The 18,798-nt window shown below is 73.9% G+C and carries 21 protein-coding genes and 1 pseudogene; 10 read left to right on the top strand and 12 right to left on the bottom strand.

Going from position 1 to position 18,798, the window contains the following annotated elements; genetic code table 11:
• Window positions 1–2: 2 nt before the first annotated feature.
• Both BLW76_RS25110 and BLW76_RS25105 read left to right on the top strand, forming a co-directional pair.
• Window positions 3–863, top strand: a complete 861-nt coding sequence (locus BLW76_RS25110) for a dioxygenase family protein (protein WP_091311524.1) — start codon at window positions 3–5, stop codon at window positions 861–863.
• Window positions 864–869: 6 nt separating this feature from the next.
• Window positions 870–1,805: a quinone oxidoreductase family protein gene (locus BLW76_RS25105; RefSeq protein ID WP_244170296.1), complete on the top strand. Its 936-nt coding sequence runs from the start codon at window positions 870–872 to the stop codon at window positions 1,803–1,805.
• Between the two features lie 28 nt (window positions 1,806–1,833).
• On the opposite strand, the gene BLW76_RS48705 is transcribed toward BLW76_RS25105, so the two are convergent.
• The 3 genes from BLW76_RS48705 to BLW76_RS25095 all read right to left on the bottom strand — a co-directional run bounded on the left by BLW76_RS48705 (window position 1,834) and on the right by BLW76_RS25095 (window position 3,519).
• Complete coding sequence (locus BLW76_RS48705) at window positions 1,834–2,001, bottom strand: hypothetical protein (protein ID WP_167384724.1); 168 nt, start codon at window positions 1,999–2,001, stop codon at window positions 1,834–1,836.
• 172 nt (window positions 2,002–2,173) lie between these two features.
• A complete protein-coding gene (locus BLW76_RS25100) occupies window positions 2,174–2,929 on the bottom strand; it encodes a hypothetical protein (RefSeq protein ID WP_091311521.1) in 756 nt (251 codons plus the stop codon).
• Window positions 2,930–2,985: 56 nt separating this feature from the next.
• The gene (locus tag BLW76_RS25095; protein ID WP_091311519.1) at window positions 2,986–3,519 is read right to left on the bottom strand and encodes a carboxymuconolactone decarboxylase family protein; all 534 of its coding nucleotides are present in this window, start codon (window positions 3,517–3,519) and stop codon (window positions 2,986–2,988) included.
• A gap of 252 nt (window positions 3,520–3,771) precedes the next feature.
• On the opposite strand from BLW76_RS25095, the gene BLW76_RS25090 reads away from it, so the two are divergent.
• Genes BLW76_RS25090 through BLW76_RS25080 form a run of 3 tightly spaced genes read left to right on the top strand, consistent with a single transcriptional unit; the run spans window position 3,772 to window position 7,704 of the window.
• Complete coding sequence (locus BLW76_RS25090; protein ID WP_091311517.1) at window positions 3,772–6,354, top strand: FtsX-like permease family protein; 2,583 nt, start codon at window positions 3,772–3,774, stop codon at window positions 6,352–6,354.
• The gene (locus BLW76_RS25085; RefSeq protein ID WP_091311514.1) at window positions 6,347–7,039 is read left to right on the top strand and encodes an ABC transporter ATP-binding protein; all 693 of its coding nucleotides are present in this window, start codon (window positions 6,347–6,349) and stop codon (window positions 7,037–7,039) included. The genes BLW76_RS25090 and BLW76_RS25085 overlap by 8 nt, the downstream gene beginning before the upstream one ends.
• Entirely contained in the window at window positions 7,036–7,704 is a 669-nt protein-coding gene (locus BLW76_RS25080) for an ABC transporter ATP-binding protein (protein ID WP_091311513.1), read from the top strand. The genes BLW76_RS25085 and BLW76_RS25080 overlap by 4 nt, the downstream gene beginning before the upstream one ends.
• 52 nt (window positions 7,705–7,756) lie before the next feature.
• Here the strand turns inward: BLW76_RS25080 and BLW76_RS47940 are convergent.
• Window positions 7,757–7,888, bottom strand: a pseudogene (locus BLW76_RS47940) (FAD-dependent monooxygenase); the annotation flags it as partial.
• A gap of 232 nt (window positions 7,889–8,120) precedes the next feature.
• The gene (locus tag BLW76_RS25070; RefSeq protein WP_091311510.1) at window positions 8,121–8,960 is read right to left on the bottom strand and encodes an oxidoreductase; all 840 of its coding nucleotides are present in this window, start codon (window positions 8,958–8,960) and stop codon (window positions 8,121–8,123) included.
• A 99-nt stretch (window positions 8,961–9,059) separates the two neighbouring features.
• Between BLW76_RS25070 and BLW76_RS25065 the strand changes: the two genes are divergently transcribed.
• Window positions 9,060–9,962, top strand: a complete 903-nt coding sequence (locus BLW76_RS25065) for a LysR family transcriptional regulator (protein WP_091311508.1) — start codon at window positions 9,060–9,062, stop codon at window positions 9,960–9,962.
• A gap of 18 nt (window positions 9,963–9,980) precedes the next feature.
• Here BLW76_RS25065 and BLW76_RS25060 read toward each other — a convergent pair whose 3' ends face one another.
• On the bottom strand, window positions 9,981–10,610 hold the full coding sequence (locus BLW76_RS25060; RefSeq protein ID WP_091311507.1) for an FMN-dependent NADH-azoreductase: 630 nt from the start codon (window positions 10,608–10,610) through the stop codon (window positions 9,981–9,983).
• 62 nt (window positions 10,611–10,672) lie between these two features.
• Here BLW76_RS25060 and BLW76_RS25055 point away from each other — a divergent pair, with 62 nt between their 5' ends.
• A complete protein-coding gene (locus BLW76_RS25055; protein ID WP_091311505.1) occupies window positions 10,673–11,305 on the top strand; it encodes a TetR/AcrR family transcriptional regulator in 633 nt (210 codons plus the stop codon).
• Between the two features lie 43 nt (window positions 11,306–11,348).
• Window positions 11,349–12,428, top strand: coding sequence for a GDSL-type esterase/lipase family protein (locus BLW76_RS25050; RefSeq protein ID WP_208613372.1), 1,080 nt, complete (start codon window positions 11,349–11,351; stop codon window positions 12,426–12,428).
• A 53-nt stretch (window positions 12,429–12,481) separates the two neighbouring features.
• On the opposite strand, the gene BLW76_RS25045 is transcribed toward BLW76_RS25050, so the two are convergent.
• Window positions 12,482–12,961 carry a winged helix-turn-helix transcriptional regulator gene (locus BLW76_RS25045; RefSeq protein ID WP_091311502.1) on the bottom strand — a complete coding sequence of 160 codons (480 nt, stop codon included), beginning with the start codon at window positions 12,959–12,961 and terminating at the stop codon, window positions 12,482–12,484.
• Window positions 12,962–13,009: 48 nt separating this feature from the next.
• On the opposite strand from BLW76_RS25045, the gene BLW76_RS25040 reads away from it, so the two are divergent.
• Complete coding sequence (locus BLW76_RS25040) at window positions 13,010–14,233, top strand: MFS transporter (protein ID WP_091311500.1); 1,224 nt, start codon at window positions 13,010–13,012, stop codon at window positions 14,231–14,233.
• Here the strand turns inward: BLW76_RS25040 and BLW76_RS25035 are convergent.
• Genes BLW76_RS25035 through BLW76_RS25020 form a run of 4 tightly spaced genes read right to left on the bottom strand, consistent with a single transcriptional unit; the run spans window position 14,130 to window position 16,283 of the window.
• Window positions 14,130–14,429 (bottom strand): hypothetical protein, encoded by a 300-nt coding sequence (locus BLW76_RS25035; protein ID WP_003092405.1) that lies wholly within the window; start codon window positions 14,427–14,429, stop codon window positions 14,130–14,132. The two genes, BLW76_RS25040 and BLW76_RS25035, sit on opposite strands and share 104 nt — an antisense overlap.
• Window positions 14,416–14,640: a hypothetical protein gene (locus BLW76_RS25030; protein ID WP_091311498.1), complete on the bottom strand. Its 225-nt coding sequence runs from the start codon at window positions 14,638–14,640 to the stop codon at window positions 14,416–14,418. Before BLW76_RS25030 ends, BLW76_RS25035 begins: the two co-directional genes overlap by 14 nt.
• A gap of 48 nt (window positions 14,641–14,688) precedes the next feature.
• On the bottom strand, window positions 14,689–15,144 hold the full coding sequence (locus BLW76_RS25025; RefSeq protein ID WP_043786019.1) for an Lrp/AsnC family transcriptional regulator: 456 nt from the start codon (window positions 15,142–15,144) through the stop codon (window positions 14,689–14,691).
• On the bottom strand, window positions 15,141–16,283 hold the full coding sequence (locus BLW76_RS25020; RefSeq protein WP_091311497.1) for a M24 family metallopeptidase: 1,143 nt from the start codon (window positions 16,281–16,283) through the stop codon (window positions 15,141–15,143). The genes BLW76_RS25025 and BLW76_RS25020 overlap by 4 nt, the downstream gene beginning before the upstream one ends.
• A 341-nt stretch (window positions 16,284–16,624) precedes the next feature.
• Between BLW76_RS25020 and BLW76_RS25015 the strand changes: the two genes are divergently transcribed.
• Window positions 16,625–17,572 (top strand): 5'-3' exonuclease, encoded by a 948-nt coding sequence (locus BLW76_RS25015; protein ID WP_091319824.1) that lies wholly within the window; start codon window positions 16,625–16,627, stop codon window positions 17,570–17,572.
• Here BLW76_RS25015 and BLW76_RS25010 read toward each other — a convergent pair.
• Window positions 17,569–18,783, bottom strand: coding sequence for a GNAT family N-acetyltransferase (locus BLW76_RS25010; protein WP_091319822.1), 1,215 nt, complete (start codon window positions 18,781–18,783; stop codon window positions 17,569–17,571). The two genes, BLW76_RS25015 and BLW76_RS25010, sit on opposite strands and share 4 nt — an antisense overlap.
• Window positions 18,784–18,798 lie beyond the last annotated feature (15 nt).

Below are 18,798 nucleotides of genomic sequence, written 5' to 3'. Positions count from 1 at the left end.
CGATGCAGCTGGTCACCGAGGACAACATCACCGAGCTCGCCGCGCAGCGGTGGGCGCGCGCGCACGACCCGCGGACGGCCGAGGTGATGGCGGCGCTCGTGCGTCACCTGCACGCCTTCGCCCGCGAAGTGCGGCTGAGCGAGCCCGAGTGGATGGCCGCGATGCGGTGGCTGACCGCGACCGGCCAGATCAGCGACGAGAAGCGCGAGGAGTTCATCCTCGCCTCCGACGTGCTCGGCCTGAGCATGCTGGTGGTGCAGATGAACCACGCCTTCGACGCCAAGGCGACGCCGGCCACCGTGCTCGGCCCGTTCCACATCGACGGCTCACCGGAGATGCCGTTCGGCGGCGACATGTCCGACGGACTGCCCGGCACGCCGCTCTACATCACGGGCACGGTCCGCGGCCTGGACGGCTTCCCGGTCGTCGGCGCGGTCCTCGACGTCTGGCAGGCCGACGAAGAAGGCGCGTACGAGTCACAGCTGCCGGAGGTCGACGAGGCCCGGCTGCGCGCGAAGTACACCAGCCGCGCCGACGGCACCTACTGCGTGCGGACCATCGCGCCGAAGGGGTACTCGATCCCGATGGACGGCCCGGTCGGCGAGCTCATCCGCAGCACCGACATCAGCCACTACCGGCCCGCGCACGTGCACTTCCTGCTCAACGCCGCCGGGTACGAGCCGCTGATCACCCACCTGTTCCAGGAGGGCGCGCAGTACCTCGACAGCGACGTCGTGTTCGGCACCAAGCGGGAGCTGGTGGTCGCCTTCGAGCCGCGCGATCCCGGGCCGACACCGGACGGCGGCACGTCGGCGCAGCCGTGGCTCGAGGCCCGCTACGACTTCGTCCTGCAGCCGGTGTGACCGCCGGTGCGCGCGGCTGAGATCCGGGCGGCCGGGCAGCCGCCGGTGGTGACCGACCGGGCGGAACCCACGCCGTCGCCCGGCGAGGTCGCCGTGCGGGTCACCGCGGCGCCGATCACCCCGCTCGACCTGCTCTGCGCGTCCGGCACGTCCTACTTCGGCGTGCCCGCCACGCCGTACGTGCCAGGGGTGCAGGGAGTGGGCCTGCTGGCGGGGAAACCGGTCTGGTTCGCGACCGCGGCGGGCATGCGGCCGGGTGACGGCAGCATGGCCGAGTACGCGGTGGCCGCGGCCGCCGACGTGGTCGAACTGCCCGCACAGGCCGATCACACGCTGGTCGCGGCGCTCGGGCTGTCCGCGGTGGCGGCGTGGATGTGCTTGACGGGCAAGGGAGAGCTGGCCGCGGGCGAGACCGTGCTGGTGCTCGGCGCGGGCGGGGTGGTCGGGCAGTCGGCCGTCCAGCTGGCGCGGGTGGCCGGGGCCGGCCGGGTCGTCGCGTGCGCGCGCTCGGAAGCCGCGCTGGAGCGGGCCCGCCGGTTCGGGGCGGACGGCACCATCCGGCTCGAGGACGGCGAAGACGTCGAGGGGCTGGCCCGGCGGCTCGGTGCGGTGGCCGGCCCGGTCGACCTGGTGCTGGACCCGGTGTGCGGGCTCCCGGCCGCGGCGGCGCTGCGCACCCTGCGGCCGGGCGGGCGGCTGGTCAACCTCGGCAGCGCCGCGGGCGAGGTGTGCCCGGTCCCCTCGGCGGTGCTGCGCAGCCGGTCACTGCGGATCCTCGGGTACACGAACAACGAGCTCACCGCCGACGAGCGCCGGGAAGCACTGCTGACGGTGGTCGAGCAGACGGTGGCGGGGGCGCTGACGGCCGGGTTCGAGCGCGTCCCGCTACAAGAAGCGGCCCGGGCGTGGAGCCGCCCGGGCCGCGTGGTGCTGGTGCCCTGAAGCGGGCGTCCGGCGGTGACCGCCGGGGTCACTGGCCCCCAGGGCCGGGTTTCGGCACGTCGCCGATGTAGGGACCGCCTCCGATCCCGCCGACCGGGTTCGGGTCGCTCGAGGGTCCGCTTGCCGCGGACGCCACGGGGGCGAGCACGGCGAGCGCGGCCGCGGTGAGCAGAGCGGCAGCTACAGCACGTTTCATCGTTGGGCTCCTTCGCGTTCCCCCGTATTGTGCGGGATCCGGCTTCCAAACCGCTTCCGTATGCGGAAAGCCGCGCCCCCGATAGTCCGTTCGGCCCTATTTCGACGAGTGCCGTGGCCGGTGCGGGCCCCGCTGGCGAACCTGACGGCCGGGTCGCGGTGCTCCAGTAGCGTCACGCGGGCGGGGCGAGATCCTTGCAGAGCGCGGTGGGGAACTTCGGTTCGGCGGCCAGGATTTCGCCGCAGCCGCCGCCCTTCGGCGAGGCGAAGTCCGCCCAGGTGTCACCCGCCCAGCGGTAGACGACCCGGTGCGGCGGTTCGGCACTGTGCCGCTGCAGGTCGTGGATCAGCCAGTGCTGGTCGCACGCCCGCGTGGTGCCGGAGAACTCGGCTTCCGCGCGGGCCTCCAGGTGCCCGATCCACCGCGGGTCGCAGTGGTCGGCGGGCGGGGTGCAGCTGAGGAACCGGTCGCACCGCCGCCAGCCGCCGGGCCCCTGTCCCCAGCTGTCGCTGGTGTTGACGAACACCGGCCGCAGGCCGATCGGTGTCCGCAGCCGGACCGGGACGTCGGTGGGGGCCGGCGGGCAGTCCGCGCCGCCGCCCGGCCGCCGGAACCGGACGTCGACGTCGACCCGGTCGTTGCCATCGGCGACCTTGGTCTCCGGTACTTCGACGCAGGTGGGCAGGGTGACGTGCAGCAGCACGGTGCGGTCGTCCGGGCCCGGCCGGACGTCGGTGACATACGCGGTGTCCATCGTGGGCCCGGACGGGGGCGGCGCCGTGGTGCTCGCCGAGGTGGTTTCCGGCGTGGTGTCCGGCGCGGCGGCGCTCTTGTACGGGATGTTCATGGCCAGCACCAGCCAGAACGCGAGCCCGGCGGTGGCGAGCACCCCGAACGTCCACAGCGCAGGCTTGACGAACCGCCACATCGAAGCTCCCCCCTCAATGATCCGGGCGGGAGCGTAGCCGACGCCGGAACCCGGTCCTAGCGGCCGTAGCCCTCGGCGGCCAGCACCTTCCCGATCTGGTCGTAGACCGCCTGGTCGTCGGGGGCCACCGTGGCGAGGCCGTCGACGTACCGGTTGAACATGCAGAACGCCGCGGCGATCAGGACCGTGTCGTGCAGTTCGACGTCGGTCGCGCCTTCCGCGCGGGCCGCCGCGATCAGCTCCGGCGTGACGGCGCGGCCGGTTTCGCGCGTGGCGAGGGCGATCCGCAGCAGGGCCTTGAGCTTCTCCCCCACCGGGGCGTCGTCGACGCCGGCGCAGGCCGCGTCGACCACCGCGCGGCCGCCGTCGAGGGTCTCGGCCGCGGCGGCGGCGTGGCTGCCGTGGCAGAAGCGGCACTCGTTGCCGTTCGAGACCACCGCCGCGATCAGTTCGCGCTCGCCGACGGTCAGGCTGCTCGGGCCGCGCAGCAGGGTCTGCGCCAAGTGGTTGAGCGGGACGGCGGTCTCCGGCCGGAAGGCCATCAGCGACCGGATCCCGGGCAGCTGCGGGTCGAGCGGGATGTGAGGCATCGGGTTTCCTCCTCGCGGGCGGACGATCTTCCCCGGAAGTCTTGCGGTCCGCGGCGGCCCGGCCAACCTCCGTGTTGCCCAACCGGCTGCGGCCGAACGTCCCAGCCCTTTTCCTTGCCCTGTGGGCGTTCCCGACCGGTGGGCAAGATCGACTGTGCGCACAACGATCGTGCCAAAAACGTTCCAAGGCGGCCGGGACGCCGGTAGCGTGCGGCCATGCGGGTGATGTGGGGGAAGAATGGACGACGCAGAGTGACCAAGCCGTGGCGAGCGGCCCCGAAGGCCGCCCTCTCCAGCCCGCTGACGCTGGTCGTGGCGGCCGTGACCGCCCTGCTGGCGTGTTTCCTCGGCACGGCCGCGGTGCTGCAGGCGTCCGCGGCCGGCGGCGCGACGGTGCAGTACCAGACGGGCGTCACCTGCCCGGACAGCTACGGCCCGGCGTTCGGCAAGGGCAACATGCCGGTCAAGGACGTCCCGGCGGTGACCGGCGCGATCCAGCGGCACGCGGCCGCCCACGGGTTCGGCGCCCCCGTCGTCGGCCAGTTCACCACCGTGCTGCCGGGCACCGAGTTCAACGGCGACCCGCACTACAAGATCCGCCTCGGCTACCGCGACCAGGCCGGCCTGGACAACCTGACGCTGCAGCAGGGCACGCGGGCGCCGGGGCTGTGGCTGGGCAACGTGGTGGCCGACGCCGAGCACATCGGCATCGGCACGAGACCGAGCCTGCAGGGCGTGCCGCTGCCGCAGGTCACCGGCATCTACCGCGACCTGCTCGACCCGCCGCCGCGGTGGTGGTGCTCCCAGCAGTCCGGGGCGGTCGTCGACCGGCTGGCCAACGACCCGATCGACTCGATCGTCTTCGCCACCGACCGCAAGACCTTCGACGACACGGTCAAGGCCATCGGCCTGCCGACGCTGCAGTACTTCCAGGTCTCCTTCTACGAGCCGGCGCCGACGACGCTGAGCGCGGCCGAGGACCTGCTGCAGCGCTCGAAGGACCTCGTCGCCGACGTCCGCGCGGACCTGACCGCGCAGGGCCTCGGCTCGCTGATCGCCGCCGACGTCCCGACGTTCGAGCGCTCGGTGCAGATCGCCCGCCAGGCGCGGGACAACGTGTTCGTCTCGATCCTCCCGCTGGCGCTGATCAGCGTCCTGGTCGGCTGCGCCGGCCTCGGCACCGTGGCCCTGCAGTGGTACCAGCGGCGGCACGCGCAGCTGCGGCTGCTGTCCGCGCGCGGCAGCGGCCCGGCGGCGCTCGGCGGGCTCGCCGTCGCGGAGCTGGGCCTGCCGATCCTGCTCGGCGGGGCGGCCGGCGCGGCCGCGGCACGGCTGCTGCTCGGCGTGTACGGCCCGCCCGGCGCGCCGGACCCGGCGGCCGAGCTGCAGGCCGCCGGGGCCGCCGCCGGGACGCTCGTCGTGTCGCTGGTGCTGCTGGCGCTGGTCGTCGCGGTGCGGGTGCACCGGGAGTTCGAGCTGGGCCGGGTGCGCCGCGGCGGCAGGCGGGTGCGGTGGCTGGCGTTCTTCCCGTGGGAGCTGGCGACGGCGGGCATGGCGTGGCTGGGCTGGACGCGGCTGGCGCGCTACGGCACGGCGTCGCGGCTGGGCAATCCGCTGCCGCAGGTGGATCCGCTGGCGCTGACCTACCCGGTGTTCGTGGTGCTGACCGTGGGCCTGCTGACCGCGCGGCTGGCGTGGCTGGCGTTGCACGCCTCGCACCGGGCCCGGTTCTGGTCGCGCCCGGCGCTGCAGCTGGCGATCCGGCGGCTGGCCGGCGCCCGTGCCCCGGTGACCGGGGTGCTCGTCATCGGCACCCTCGCCATCGGCACGCTGGCCACCGGCATCGGCATCGCCCGCGGCCAGGAGGCCGCCCTCGAGACCAAGTCGGCGATCTTCGTCGGCAGCAACGCCCGCCTCGACACCGACAGCCCGATCGGCATGGGCAAGGTCGCGATGCCCGCGTCGCTGGCGGGGAACAGCACGGTGGTCGGCGAGCTGACCGGGACCGGCAGCGTGGTGCTGGTGGTCGACCCGGCGACGTTCGCCCGCGGGGCCGCGACGGACCGCATCCCCGGCGACGACCTGGCCGGGCTGCTCGAGCAGATCTCGCGGCCGGACCCGCGCGGCACGCCGGTGATCCGCGTCGGGCACACGGCCAAGCAGGACGCGAAGCTGCCCGACGGCCTGCCGGACGCCGTCGTCGCGGGCGACCTGCCGGTGTTCCCGATGATCGGCACCTCCCCCGGCTACGTCGTCTCGCGCACGCTCTTCAGCCACGCGCAGCTGGACGGCGTTCCGAAGTGGAGCGTGCTGACGACGGCGCCGATGGCGGAGGCGACCGCGGCGTTGCGGGCGGCGGGGGTGTTCATCCCGAACCGGGTCAGCCGGGAGTCCGCTTTGGACGGTCTGCCGTTCTTCGTGGTGTCGTGGACGTTCTCGTTCGTGGCGCTGCTGGGCGCGGTGCTCGGTGTGGTGGCGGTGCTGGCGCTGCTGGTGGCGGTGGAGGTCCGGCGGCGGCAGAACGCCCTGGCCGGGGCGCTGGTGCTGCGGATGGGCATGCGGCCGCGGACGCTGCTGGCCAGTCACCTGATGGAGCTGGGCGCGCTGAGCGGGCTGGCGATCGTCGTCGGGGTCGTGTGCGGGGTTTCGGTGGCGGGCCTGTCGGTGCCCCGGTTCGACCCGGCGACGTTCCTCGCGCCGCGGTCGGAGCTGCCCGATCCGCTGCCGTTCGTGCTGACCGTCGTCGTGATCGGCGTGGCGGTGGTCGCCCTCGCCGGCTGGATCGCGGTGCGCTCGGTGCGCACCGCCCGGACCGCGGAGCTGATCCGTGCCTGAGAAGCCCATCTTTTCCCTGCGCGGCATCGGCGTCGACTACCAGACACCCGCCGGGGTCGTCACCGGTGTCGACGACGTCAGCCTCGACGTGCCGGCGCGCGGGATGACCGTGCTCGCCGGGCCGTCCGGGTCGGGGAAGTCGACGCTGCTGCGGGTGCTGGGGCTGTTCGAGCAGCCCGCGCGCGGCACGCTGACGTTCCAGGGCGCCGACGTCCGCAAGCTCAAGCACCGCGAGCGGCGGGCGTTGCGGCGCCACCACCTGGGGCTGGTGTTCCAGAACCCGGCGGACAACCTGCTGGGCTACCTGACCGTGGCGGAGAACCTGCACGCCGCGGCCGAGGCGGCAGGCACCGAGTGCAACGCCGAGGACATCCTCGGGCAGCTGGGCCTGCACGGCACCGGCGGCTGGAAGATCACCGCGCTCTCGGGTGGCCAGCAGCAGCGGCTGGCGTTCGGGTGCGTGCTGGCCGCGCGTTCGACGGTGATCCTCGCCGACGAGCCGACGTCCCAGCTGGACGAGGCGTCGGCCGACCTGGTGCTGGACACCCTGCGGTACCTGGTGGACCAGGACTTCGCGGTACTGGCCGCCTCGCACGACGAACGCCTCATCGACCTCGGCTCGCGGGTGGCCCGGCTGCACAAGGGCGCGCTCGAGGGCGTCGAAGAACGGGAGCTGCCGGCATGACACTCGTGGAAGCGGTCGGGCTGCGCCGCAGTTTCGCCCACCCGAGCGGCGACATCGAGGTGCTGCGCGGGCTGGAGCTGCGGGTCGGCGCGGGCGAGCTGGTGACGGTCTCGGGCCGGTCGGGGTCGGGCAAGAGCGCGCTGCTGGCCCTGCTGTGCGGGTTCGACTCCCCCGACTCCGGCCGCGTGCTGCTGGACGGCGTCCCGATCAGCGGCGCGCCGCCGTGGCACACGTGCGCGGTGCTGCCGCAGGCGCTCGGGCTGGCCAACGAGCTGACGATCGCCGAGAACGTGGCGTTGCCGCTGCGGCTGCGGTCGGACGTCCCCCGCCCGGCGCCGTCGGCGATCGCCGAGCGGGTCACGGGCCTGCTCGACGAGCTGGGCATCGGCGAGCTGGGCGACCGCTACCCCCTGGAGGTGTCGTTCGGGCAGCAGCAGCGGGTGGCACTGGCCCGCGCGGTGGCGGGGCGCCCGCGGGTCCTGCTCACCGACGAGCCGACGGCGCACCTGGACGCCGGTTCGACGCCCCGGGTCCTGCGCCTGTTGCGCCAGTGCGCCTCGGAGGGGGCGGCCGTGATCGTGGCCACCCACGACGACGAGGTCCACCGCATCGCCGACCGCCGCGTCCGCCTGCTCGACGGGGTGCTCACCGCGCTGCTGGACTGAGCGCGGGGAGCCCTGGCCGAGGGGCCGTCGACGTACGAACCCCGCTGCCGCACCCGGCGGCGGCGAGTTCGCCGGCCGGCAGGGAGGCGCCGACCAGGGCCGGCCCGGTGCCGCCGCCGGACATCGGCGACGAGCAGTACGCCGCGTCGCCGATCAGCCCCACCCGGCTGTGCGACCACCGGTCGGTCGATTCGCGGCGCATCGCGCTTGCCGACGCCGGTCCGCTGACGCCGCACTGGCCGGGCGTCCTACGGCTTGCCGCGGAGCGGGCCCAGTGGGGTCCCTCAGCGGCCGCGGGCCGGCCGAGCGGCCTGCGTGCCGGGCCGCAGCCCGGGCGCCCGTCCCACGACGGTGACCTCGGCTCCCCGCCGGCACCGCCAAGGCGCTGGCACGGGTCCCGCGGTGCTCGCCCGGTCCTAGTCCAGCGCGGTGGCCCGGCTGACCTCCTCCCAGGCGGCGAGGTCCGCCGCGACGGCCTGGTGGTGGGCGCGGATCGCGTCGACGGCGTCCGCGCCCAGTGCGAGGCGCAGCGGGGCGTCGTCGCTGCGCACCGCGCGGACGATCGCCGCGGCGGCCTTGGCCGGGTCGCCGGGCTGGGTGCCGTCCATGGTGTCGACCGCCGCTCGCGTGGCGCCGGTCGAGGCCGCGTACGCGTCGATCGTGCGGGAGCGGTGCATGCGGCCGCCGCCGAACTCGGTGCGGAACGCGCCCGGCTCGACGATCAGCACCCGCACCCCGAACGGCGCCACCTCCGCGGCCAGTGCCTCGGATATGCCTTCCAGCGCGAACTTCGCCGCGCAGTAGGCGCCGTAGCCGGGCGGGGACAGCTGCCCGCCCATCGAGCTGATCTGCACGACCGTGCCGCTGCCCTGCGCGCGCAGGTGCGGCAGCACCGCCTTGGTGACCGCGACCGCGCCGAAGAACATGACCTCCAGCAGCGCGCGCAGCTCGTCCATGGTGAGTTCTTCGACCGCGCCGACCGAGCCGCTGCCGGCGTTGTTGACCACGACGTCGATCCGGCCGAACGCCTCGAGCGCGGCCTTGACCGCCGTGTCGACCTGCCCGGCGTCGGTGACGTCCAGCGCCGCGGTGCGAAGCCGGTCGCCGCCGCGTTCCTGCAGGTCCGCCAGGGTTTCCGGGCGGCGGGCGGTGGCCAGCACGCGGTCACCCGCGGCGAGTGCGGCCAGCGCGATCTCCCGGCCGAAGCCGGCGGAGCAGCCGGTGATCAGCCAGACGCGGCCGTCGGTGTTCGTCATCTTCCGTGTCCTCCCAGTGGTTTCCTCCCTTCCCATCGTGGAGTGGATCACGACCGGGCCGCCAACACCGATGTCCTGCCGCGGCTACAGTCTGAGCCTGTGACTCCCGAGTTGCGGCAGCTCCGCTCCTTCGTCGCCGTCGCCGAGGCGACCAGCTTCACCCGCGCCGCCGCCGGGCTGCACCTGGCGCAGCAGTCGCTGTCCCAGCAGATCACCGTGCTCGAACGGGGACTCGGCGTGCGGCTGTTCGACCGCGACGCGCGCGGGGCCCGGCTCACCGCCGTCGGCCGGCTCTTCCTGCCCGAGGCCCGTGCCGTGCTGGCCCGCGCCGACGAAGCCGTCGCGACGCTCGGGCGGGCGGCGCGCGGCGAGCTCGGCGAGGTCCGGCTGGTTTTCCTGGCCACGACGGCGAACTACCTGCTGCCGCCGGTGGTCCGCGCGGTGCGGGAGCGGTTTCCCGAGCTGGCGGTGACGACGGCGGAGGCGTCGATCGCCGAGCTCGTCGACGGCCTGCGCGAGGACCGGTTCGACCTGGCGTTCACCCGGCCGCCGCTGGTGGCCGGGCTGGTGTCGCGGACGCTGCTGACCGAGCCGGTGTGCGCGGTGCTGCCCGCGGAGCACCCGCTGGCCGGGCGGCCGTCGCTGAAGCTGGCCGACCTCGCCGGCGAGCCGTGGGTGCTGACCCCGCGTGCCGGCTGGGAACCGTGGCACCGCAGCTACGACGCCGACTTCGCCGCCGCGGGCTTCACGCCGCGGGTGGTGCAGCGGGCAGCCACCGTGCAGGGCCTGCTCGGGCTGGTCGCGGCGGGCGTCGGCGTGACCCGGCTGACCCGCTCGTCGCACAGCCTGCGCCGCACCGGCGTCGCGTTCGTGCCCCTGGACGGCGACGTCGCCCGGACGGAGCTGGTGTGGCGGCCCGGCAACGACAACCCGGCGGTGCCGGCGATCGCGGAGCTCGCGGCCGAGCTGGCGGCGGCCACGGACCTGACCCAGGCGGGCTGACCGCTCACCCGATTCCCTTCAGAAGGTCTTGGCGGCGTCGCGGGCGGCTTCGCGGGCGATCCGGCCGAGTTCGCCGGCGTCGCCGGTGAGGGTGGGGTGGAACCGGATCTCGGTGACGTCGTCGATGCCGGTCCAGTTGAGCCAGCCGGTGAAGAACGGCGCCTGGAAGTCCGCGCCGAACTCGGGACCGAGGCCGGGTGCCCACACCGCGCTCGTGTAGATGACCGCGGCGCGCTTGCCGCGGCCTGCCAGGAGGTGCCGGTAGCCGGTGGCGGGGTCGACGCCGAAGATCCAGCCGGGCTGGGACACGACGTCGACGAACTGCTTGAGCACGTACGGCACGCCGGAGTTCCACATCGGCACGCTGAACAGGATCCGGTCGGCGGCGTCGAACCGCGCGAACGCCGCCTGCGCCGCGGCCCACGCTTCGGCCTCTTCGCCCTGCGGGGTGCCGCCGCCGAAGACGGTCATCTTGGCGCGGGCCGCGGCCGGGCCGAATTCCGGGAGCGAGCCGTCCCAGAGGTCCCATTCGTCGATGTCGGCGGCCGGGTGCAGGCTGCGGTAGGTGTCCAGGAAAGTAGCTGCCAGCTGCAGCGACTCGGACGCTTCGCCGCGGGGGGACGCGGAAATGTGCAGCAGATCGGGCATGGCCCTGCTCCTCGAAGGGGTGCCGGCTTTCGCCGGGCGAAGAATCGGACTAGAGTCCGCTTATGTCCTCGAACCGTAGCGGACCGCAGTCCGTTTCGTCAACGCCGGCCGAGCTGCCGCTCCTCGGCGCGCCCGTCCGCGAGCGGGCGGACGCGGCCCGCAACCGGATCCGCGTCCTGGCGGCCGCCGAGCAGCTGTTCGCCGAACGCGGTGTCGACGCGGTGACCATGGACGACGTCGCGGGCGCCGCCGGGGTCGGCAAAGGCACGCTCTACCGCCGCTTCGGCGACAAGGGCGGCCTCGCCATGGCCCTGCTCGACCAGCGCGAACGCGAACTCCAGGAGCGGATCCTCTCCGGCCCGCCGCCGCTGGGCCCCGGCGCGGACCCCGCGGACCGCCTCGGCGCGTTCGTCGAGGCCTACCTGGACCTGCTGGACCGGCAGCTGGATCTCGTGCTGCTGTCGGAGACCGCCACGACCGGGGCGCGGTTCCGGACCGGCGCGCACGCGCTGTGGCGGCAGCACTGCCGGCACCTGCTCGACGCCGGCGGCGCGGCCGACGCCGAGATCGCCGCGGACGTGCTGCTCGCGGCACTGTCGGCCGAGCAGGTCCGGCACTGGCTCCGGGACCGGGAGCTCGACCGGGCGACCCTGGCGCGGTCGCTCGTCCGGCTGGCGCGGACCTGGCTGCGGTGACGCACCGTGTCCGCCGCCGGGGCGATCCGTAGAATCGACGGCGATGCGACGTCTTCGGTGGTACTGGGGAGCCCTCGTCCTCGCGTGCGTGGCCTTGCTGGCCGGCTTCTTCGTCTTTTTCGGCTCCGAAAGCAAACCCGGGCAGCCGCAGCCGCGGCAGGGCCCGCCGGGCACCGGCCCGCTCACCGTCGTCGCGATGGGTGACAGCACCGTGTCCGGCGAGGGCGCCGGCCAGTACACCGCGGCCACCAACGGCCAGGGCGGCAACTGGTGCCACCGCTCCCCCAACGCGTTCGTCGAGAAGGTCGCCGTCCCGGGCGTCACCGCGCACGTCAACTTCGGCTGCTCCGGCGCGCCCGCCGAGCAGGTCGCGCTCGGCGACGCCAAGCAGTGGACCGAGGGTTCGCAGGCGCAGCAGCTGGCCGCGCTGGTGAAGGACCACCGGGTGGCGGCGGTGGTGATCGCGGTCGGCGCGAACGACGAGCCGAAGTTCTCCAACCAGGTCAACGAGTGCTTCAAGGCGTGGTTCAACGCCGGCGGCCCGCCGTGCAGCACCGCGCTGAAGCAGACCTGGCAGTCCAAAGTGGACGCGATGGTGCCGAAGGTGGCGAAGGCGGTCTCGGACGTGAAGGCGGTGCTGGCGCAGGCGGGTTACGTCCCCGCGGACTACCAGCTGATCCTGCAGTCCTACGCGGCCCCGATCGGCCCGGACCTGCCCGAGGACCTGCGCACCCTCAACGGCTGCCCGTTCCGGACCGAGGACCTGCGCTGGATCGCCCAGACCGGCATCGGCGTGCTGTCCTCGGGGCTCAAGGCGGCCGCCCAGCAGGCCGGCGCCCGGTTCCTGGACCTGGCCAAGGCGGGCCTCAAGCACGAGGCGTGCAGCGGCGGCGCGAACCCGGCGACGGAGTGGTTCACCCGGCTGACGCTGCAGCTGGCCGACCTCGGCCACGTCGAGCGCGCGGGGCACGCGCTGCAGGAGTCGTTCCACCCCAACGCCGCCGGCCACGCGGCCATCGCCAACTGCCTGACGGAGTTCGTCGCGGCCAAGGAGGGCAACGCCACCTGCCTCGCCGGCGCGGACGGCAAGCTCCACGCCGTCCCGGAGGTCGTCGCCCGCTGACCCGCACGTCATGAAAGGGTCGTTCATGACGTCAGACGTCATGAACGACCCTTTCATGACACCGGTGGCGGGACCTTGCGGACCGACGTCGTGTCCACGCCGGCCAGGGTGCCGTCCGAACCCCTTGCCTGCAGCGGCGGCAGCGGGACGCCGTGTTCGTCGACGAGCACCGAGTGCGCCTCGCCGGCGGCGAAGGCGTGCCGCTCGCCCCACTGCCGCAGGGCGACGACGACCGTGAACAGGTCACGCCCGGCCGGGGTCAGCACGTAGACCTGGCGCCGTCCGGACGGCGCGGTCCGCCGGTCGAGGACGCCGCGGTCGACCAGGCGGCGGAGCCGGTCGGTGAGGATGTTGCGGGCGATCCCGGTGCGCTGCTGGAAGTCCGTGAACGAGCGAGCGCCGTCCATGGCGTCGCGCACCACGAGCAAGCTCCAGCGGTCGCCGACGAGGTCGAGCGTGCGCGCCACCGGGCAGCTCGGGTCGGTCCAGTCCTCGGTCACCACACCTCCGAAAGAGTTGCTGTTCGAAACCATTCTGCCGTACGGTCGGATTAGTTGCAATATGCTACTGATTGGAGCGGGATGAGCCGGAACGCCTTGCCTGCCGCGGTGTGCGCGGTGGCGGTCGCGAGCATCTACGCGGCTCAGCCCGCGCTCGCCGGGATCGGCGCGGACCTGGACGTGCCGCCGGCGGACCTGGGCTGGCTCGTCGCGGCCGGCCAGCTCGGCTACCTCGCGGGACTGGCGCTGCTGGTTCCCTTGGGCGACCTGAAGGACCGGCGCCGGCTCATCGCGGGACACCTGGTCCTCACGGCGGCGGGCACGATCGTCGCCGCGGCCGCGACCGAGCTGTGGGTGCTGCTGGCCGGGCTGGCCGTCGCCGGGCTGTTCGCCGTGGTCGTCCAGACAACCGTCGCCTACGCCGCGGCGAGCGCCCCACCAGCCGAACGCGGCCGCACCCTCGGCGCGGTGACCTCCGGGGTCGTCCTCGGCATCCTCGGCGCACGCGTCGCGGCCGGCGCGCTGGCCACGGCGTGGGGCTGGCGCAGCGTCTACGTCGTGCTCGCGGTCCTGCTGGTGACGCTGGCGGGGCTGGTGCTGAAGACGCTGCCACCCGACCCGCGCCCCGGAGGTTCCTCGTACCGGGAGACGCTGGCGTCGCTGGGCGGGCTGGTCCGCGAGCGGCTGTTCGTCTCGCGCGGCTTGGTCGCGTTCTTCCTGTTCGCCTCGTTCGGCACGCTGTGGAGCGGACTGGCGCTCCCGCTGGCCGCCGCGCCGTGGCACCTGACCGAGGCGCAGATCGGCCTGTTCGGGCTCGCCGGCCTGGTCGGCGCGGCAGGGGCGGCCCGCGCGGGCCGCTGGGCCGACGCCGGGTTCGCGCGCGCGGTCACCGTCGGCGCCCTCGCCCTGCTCGCCGTCTCGTGGGCGACGATCGGGCAGGCGTCGTGGTCGCTGGGGTTCGTCGTGGCCGGCGTGGTCGTGCTCGACTTCGCCGTGCAGGCGGTGCACGTGAGCAACCAGCACCTGCTGACCGCCGCGCACCCGGACGCGAGCAGCAGCGTGATCGGCGGCTACATGCTCTTCTACTCGCTCGGCTCGGCACTGGGCGCCACCGCGACGACGGCCGCGTTCGCCGTGGCCGGCTGGGCGGGTTCCAGCGTCCTCGGCGCGGGGTTCGCCCTGTGCGCCTTGGCGGCCGGTCTCACAGGTCGAGCGCGGCCCGCAGCGCGATGTCGATGCGTTCCTGCACGTCCTGGTCGATCTCGGCGATCCGCTCGTCGAACCACGGGCGGTAGAGCCGGGTGAGGTTGAGCGTGGAGACCCAGTAGCGGGCGTCGATCGCGACACCGAGGATGTCCATGGGGTCGCGGTCGAGGAGTTCGGTGCCGAGCAGCCAGGGGCGCTCGGACTCGTTCACCCCGTCCGAGGACAGCAGCACCACGGTGCGCTGCCGGGCCGGTTCGGTCGGGGGGTGGTACGTCCAGACTTCACCCCTGCGCACGCAGATCCTTTTCCGCCGCGCTCCGCTCGGCCTCGTCCGATTCCGCGGCGGCCGGTTCCGGCTTCTGCGGGGTGTAACCCGTGCGTACCGCCTCGCGCCTGGCTGCCTTCGACAGCCAGGACGAGACCGAGATTCCGTGGGCTTTCGCGGCTCGTTCGGCGAATTCCAGCGCGCCGCTGTCGAGCGAAAGCGTGACCTTACGTGTTGCCATACCTTTTACCGTACCAGCGACCTTGTTCTGACACCAGCGGCGCTGGTGTCAGAACGTGGGCGAACGTCCCTCGAACGGAGTGGACAGCACCACCGTCGTGCGCGTCGACACCTTGGCGGCCTCCCGGATCCGCCGCAGCAGGTCCTCCAGCGCCAGCGGCGACTGGACGCGCACTAGCAGGATGTAGGACTCGTCGCCGGCCACCGAGTAGCACGACTCGATCTCCTTGATGTGCTGGATCCGCTGCGGGTAGTCGTCCGGCGCCGCCGGGTCGTTGGGCGTCAGCGAGATCAGCGCCGTCAGCGGGAGGCCGATCTGCTCGCCGTCGAGCCGGGCGGTGTAGCCGAGGATGACCCCGCGCTGCTCGAGGCGGCGCACCCGCTGGTGCACCGCCGACACCGACAGCCCGACGCGCTCGGCGAGGTCGGTGAAGCTGCGCCGCCCGTCCGCCGCGAGCTCCTGGACGATCGACTGGTCCAGCGGCTCCAGGCCGCCGGTGGTCATGCGTCCAGCACGACGAGCTCGTGCGGCTGGTTGTTGACGGACTCGACGCCGTCTTCGGTGACGATCACGATGTCCTCGATCCGGGCGCCCCACCGGCCCGGCTGGTAGATGCCCGGCTCGACGCTGAAGGCCATGCCCGGCTCCAGCGGCAGCGCGTTCCCGGCGATGATGTACGGCTCCTCGTGCACGTCCAGGCCGATGCCGTGGCCGGTCCGGTGGATGAAGTACTCCCCGAAGCCCGCCTCGGCGATGACGTCCCGCGCGGCGGCGTCCACGGCCTCGGCGGTGACACCCGGCTTGACGGCGGCCACCGCGGCGGCCTGGGCCCGCTGCAGCACGGCGTAGGTCTCGGCCACGTCGGCGTCGCGCGGGGTGCCGACGGCGTAGGTGCGGGTGGAGTCGGAGTTGTAGCCGGCCGGCAGCGGCCCGCCGATGTCGACGACCACGACGTCACCCTTTTCGATGACGCGCTCGGAGACGTCGTGGTGCGGGCTGGCCCCGTTCGGCCCGGAGCCGACGATCACGAAGTCCGCCTGGACGTGCCCCTCTTCGACGATGGCCGCGGCGATGTCGGCGCCGACCTCCGCCTCGGTCCGGCCCGGCCGCAGCCACTCGTGGACCCGGGCGTGCACCCGGTCGATCGCCGCGCCGGCCTCGCGCAGCGACGCGATCTCGGCGGCATCCTTGCGCATCCGCAGCTCCCGGACCACGGGCCCGGCGAGGGTCTGCTCGGCGGTGCCGAGGGCGGCCCGCAGCGCGAGCACGTGCAAGGCGGGAGTGAAGTCGCTGACGGCAACGCGGCCGGGCTTGCCGAGCCGGTCGGCGACGAGCTTGTAGGGGTCGTCGCCGTCGACCCAGGTGAGGAGTTCGACGCCGAGGTCATCGGTGGGGACGTCGGCGTACCCGGGCGCTTCCAGCTTCGGCACGACGAGCGCGGGCGTGCCCTCGGCGGGGACGACGAGGGTGGTGAGCCGCTCGAAGGACCCCCCGGCCTGCCCGAGCAGGTACCGCAGGTCGGAGCCGGGCGCGATCAGCAGGGCATCGGTACCCGCGGCAGCCGCGGCGGCACGGGCACGGTCCAGCCGCACCCGCAGGGCGGCGGCATCGGGAGCGGGAGTGTGAAGGGATCGGCGCGACATGAGGCCGAGCCTAGTGGGGCGACGGCGATGAGGACGGCGCCCGGGGCCCCGACATGCCGAGCCGGGTGACGCGAGCGGCGCCCACCGGGCACGGCGGCGACCCGTCGCCCTGGCCCGCGGGAGAGCCCGGCTCTTGCGCCCCAATGTGGCGTTCGGTGCGTCCAGCGCACCGAACGCCACATTGGGTGCGTCCAACGCAACCAACGCCACATTGGGGCGCATGGGGACCACAGCTTCAGCCGCGCCGGTGCGCGGACGCGGCCGACCTGCCGGCCACCTCCTCCCGTGCCCAGTCGCGTGGCTACCGCCAACGGCGGCCGTGGGCGTGGCAGGCTGTGCGGGTGACCGGATCCCTTGCCCTGCTCGACTCCGCGAGCCTCTACTTCCGCGCCTTCTTCGCCCTGCCCGACTCCATGCGGGCCGCCGACGGCACTCAGGTCAACGCCGTGCGCGGGTTCGCCGACACCATCGCGCGGATCCTCACCGACCGGCGGCCCGCGCGGCTGGTCTGCTGCCTGGATGCCGACTGGCGACCGAAGTTCCGGACCGATCTGCTGCCCAGCTACAAGGCGCACCGGGTCGCCGAAGAAACCGGCGGCGACGCGCCCGACGTCGAGGAGGTGCCCGACACCCTCACCCCGCAGGTGCCGATCATCCTCGACCTGCTCGAAGCCTTCGGGTTCGCCACCGCCGAAGCCGCCGGCTACGAGGCCGACGACGTCATCGGCGCGCTCGCCACCCGCGAAAAGGCCGCCCCGGTCGAGGTCATCACCGGCGACCGGGACCTCTTCCAGCTCGTGCGCGCCGAACCCACACCGACCTCGGTCATCTACGTCGGCAAGGGCTGGGCCAAGGCCGAAATCCTCGGGCCTGCCGAAATCGCCGAACGGTACAGCCTGCCCCTCGACACCGCCGGGCCCGCCTACGCCGACATGGCCGCCCTGCGCGGCGACCCCTCCGACGGCCTGCCCGGCGTCGCCGGCATCGGCGAGAAGACCGCCGCCAAGCTCATCACGCAGTTCGGCTCGCTCGAAGCGCTCGTCGAGGCGGGCGAAACCGGCGACTCCGCCCTCCCGCTCAAGACCCGGCTGCGTCTGAAGGACGCCGCCGACTACCTCGCCGTCGCCCCGACCGTGGTCCGGGTGGCCGTCGACGCGCCGGTCGAGCAGTCCCGGCCCGACACCGTCCCCGCGACGCCCGCCGACCCCGAGCGGGTCGCCGAGCTGGCCGAACGGTGGAACCTCGGCAACTCCGTCGAACGGCTGCTCAAGGCCCTGCCCGGCGCCTAGAAGTGCGTGCCGCACCACGGTGCGGTCCGCGTGGTGAACAGCTCGTCGGCTCGCCCGGGCGCCGCCGGGTCGCGGACGTCGACGCGGCCCGCCTCCGCCAGCGTCGTCGCGCTCCAGTGGCCGAGGTAGAGCATGCCGAGGGTGTCGACGTCGAGGGCCAGGTCCGCGGCCGCGTCGGTGCGCCGGGCGCCGTCCGGGCCGACCTCGTAGTGCCCGGTGTTGGCCGTCAGCTGCCGGTCGGTCACCGCCAGCACCACCGGGCCTGCCGTGCCGTAGGTGCGGCCGGCGAGCGCCGCCGCAACGTCGACCGGCCGCAGCCACAGGTCGTCCTCGACGGCGAGGGTGGCCGCGTGCCGGTGGTCGGTCAGCATCAGGGCCAGTGGCTCGTCGACCGGGCGGAAGCGGGCGTGCACCCCGGAAACCAGGTCCACCGACAGCAGGTACCGCCACAGCGCGGCCCGCGCCCGGGGGTTCGCGGCGTGCAGGTCGTGCACGTCCAGCACCGCGCCGTCGTCCGGCGCCTCGAACCGCCGCCTGCTGACCGTGGCGTACACGACGAAGCCGTCGTCGCCGTCCGGTCCACTGTGGACCGCGACGAGGTGCTCGCCGTCGACCACCGGCCGGTCGTGCGAGATCGGCCACCACTGCTCCGGACGCCCGATCATGCCCGGCCGGTGCAGCCCGATCCGCCGGTACAGCCCGGGAATCTCCTTCACCGCCTCCTCCGGCGAGAGCAGCCGGACCTCGCCGCCGGCCGCGACGCGCTCGTGCAGCCGAGCCGCCGGCCGCGCCACCCGCAGGGTCTTGCCGAGCGCGGCCGACCCGTAGCCGAACCGGCCGTAGATCGTCGGTTCGCTGGCGTGCAGGACGGCCAGCGGCATTCCCCGCGCGGCGAAGTCGGCCAATTGCGCGGCCATCATCGCGGTCAGCACCCCGCGGCGGGTCCGGTCGGGCCGGACCCCGACGCCCTCCACCGCCGCCACCGGCAGTGTCCGCCCGCCCGGGACGGCGAGCTCGGTGTCGTAGGAGCTGACGATCCCGATCGGGCTGCTGCCCTCGAACGCACCGAACTTGTGCGCCGCGGGCCAGGACTCCCCGACCCGCGCCCAGCGCTCGTCGGTGACGCGCTGGGTGTGCAACGCGCGGCGCAGCACGTCGAACGTGCTGCGCCGCTCTTCCTCGGTGATCGGGCGAACGTCGAAGGCGGTCATGCTCCCGATCTTGCC

This window comes from Amycolatopsis tolypomycina, assembly GCF_900105945.1.
Taxonomy (GTDB): domain Bacteria; phylum Actinomycetota; class Actinomycetes; order Mycobacteriales; family Pseudonocardiaceae; genus Amycolatopsis; species Amycolatopsis tolypomycina.
This window is presented reverse-complemented; position numbering and strand designations above follow the sequence as displayed.

Coding starts and splice junctions, on each gene's coding strand:
- BLW76_RS25110 (WP_091311524.1), top strand. CDS start 3: ATGCAGCTGGTCACCGAGGACAACATCACCGAGCTCGCCGCGCAGCGG.
- BLW76_RS48705 (WP_167384724.1), bottom strand. CDS start 2,001: ATGAAACGTGCTGTAGCTGCCGCTCTGCTCACCGCGGCCGCGCTCGCC.
- BLW76_RS25100 (WP_091311521.1), bottom strand. CDS start 2,929: ATGTGGCGGTTCGTCAAGCCTGCGCTGTGGACGTTCGGGGTGCTCGCC.
- BLW76_RS25095 (WP_091311519.1), bottom strand. CDS start 3,519: ATGCCTCACATCCCGCTCGACCCGCAGCTGCCCGGGATCCGGTCGCTG.
- BLW76_RS25080 (WP_091311513.1), top strand. CDS start 7,036: ATGACACTCGTGGAAGCGGTCGGGCTGCGCCGCAGTTTCGCCCACCCG.
- BLW76_RS25070 (WP_091311510.1), bottom strand. CDS start 8,960: ATGACGAACACCGACGGCCGCGTCTGGCTGATCACCGGCTGCTCCGCC.
- BLW76_RS25060 (WP_091311507.1), bottom strand. CDS start 10,610: ATGCCCGATCTGCTGCACATTTCCGCGTCCCCCCGCGGCGAAGCGTCC.
- BLW76_RS25055 (WP_091311505.1), top strand. CDS start 10,673: ATGTCCTCGAACCGTAGCGGACCGCAGTCCGTTTCGTCAACGCCGGCC.
- BLW76_RS25050 (WP_208613372.1), top strand. CDS start 11,349: ATGCGACGTCTTCGGTGGTACTGGGGAGCCCTCGTCCTCGCGTGCGTG.
- BLW76_RS25045 (WP_091311502.1), bottom strand. CDS start 12,961: ATGGTTTCGAACAGCAACTCTTTCGGAGGTGTGGTGACCGAGGACTGG.
- BLW76_RS25040 (WP_091311500.1), top strand. CDS start 13,010: ATGAGCCGGAACGCCTTGCCTGCCGCGGTGTGCGCGGTGGCGGTCGCG.
- BLW76_RS25030 (WP_091311498.1), bottom strand. CDS start 14,640: ATGGCAACACGTAAGGTCACGCTTTCGCTCGACAGCGGCGCGCTGGAA.
- BLW76_RS25025 (WP_043786019.1), bottom strand. CDS start 15,144: ATGACCACCGGCGGCCTGGAGCCGCTGGACCAGTCGATCGTCCAGGAG.
- BLW76_RS25020 (WP_091311497.1), bottom strand. CDS start 16,283: ATGTCGCGCCGATCCCTTCACACTCCCGCTCCCGATGCCGCCGCCCTG.
- BLW76_RS25010 (WP_091319822.1), bottom strand. CDS start 18,783: ATGACCGCCTTCGACGTTCGCCCGATCACCGAGGAAGAGCGGCGCAGC.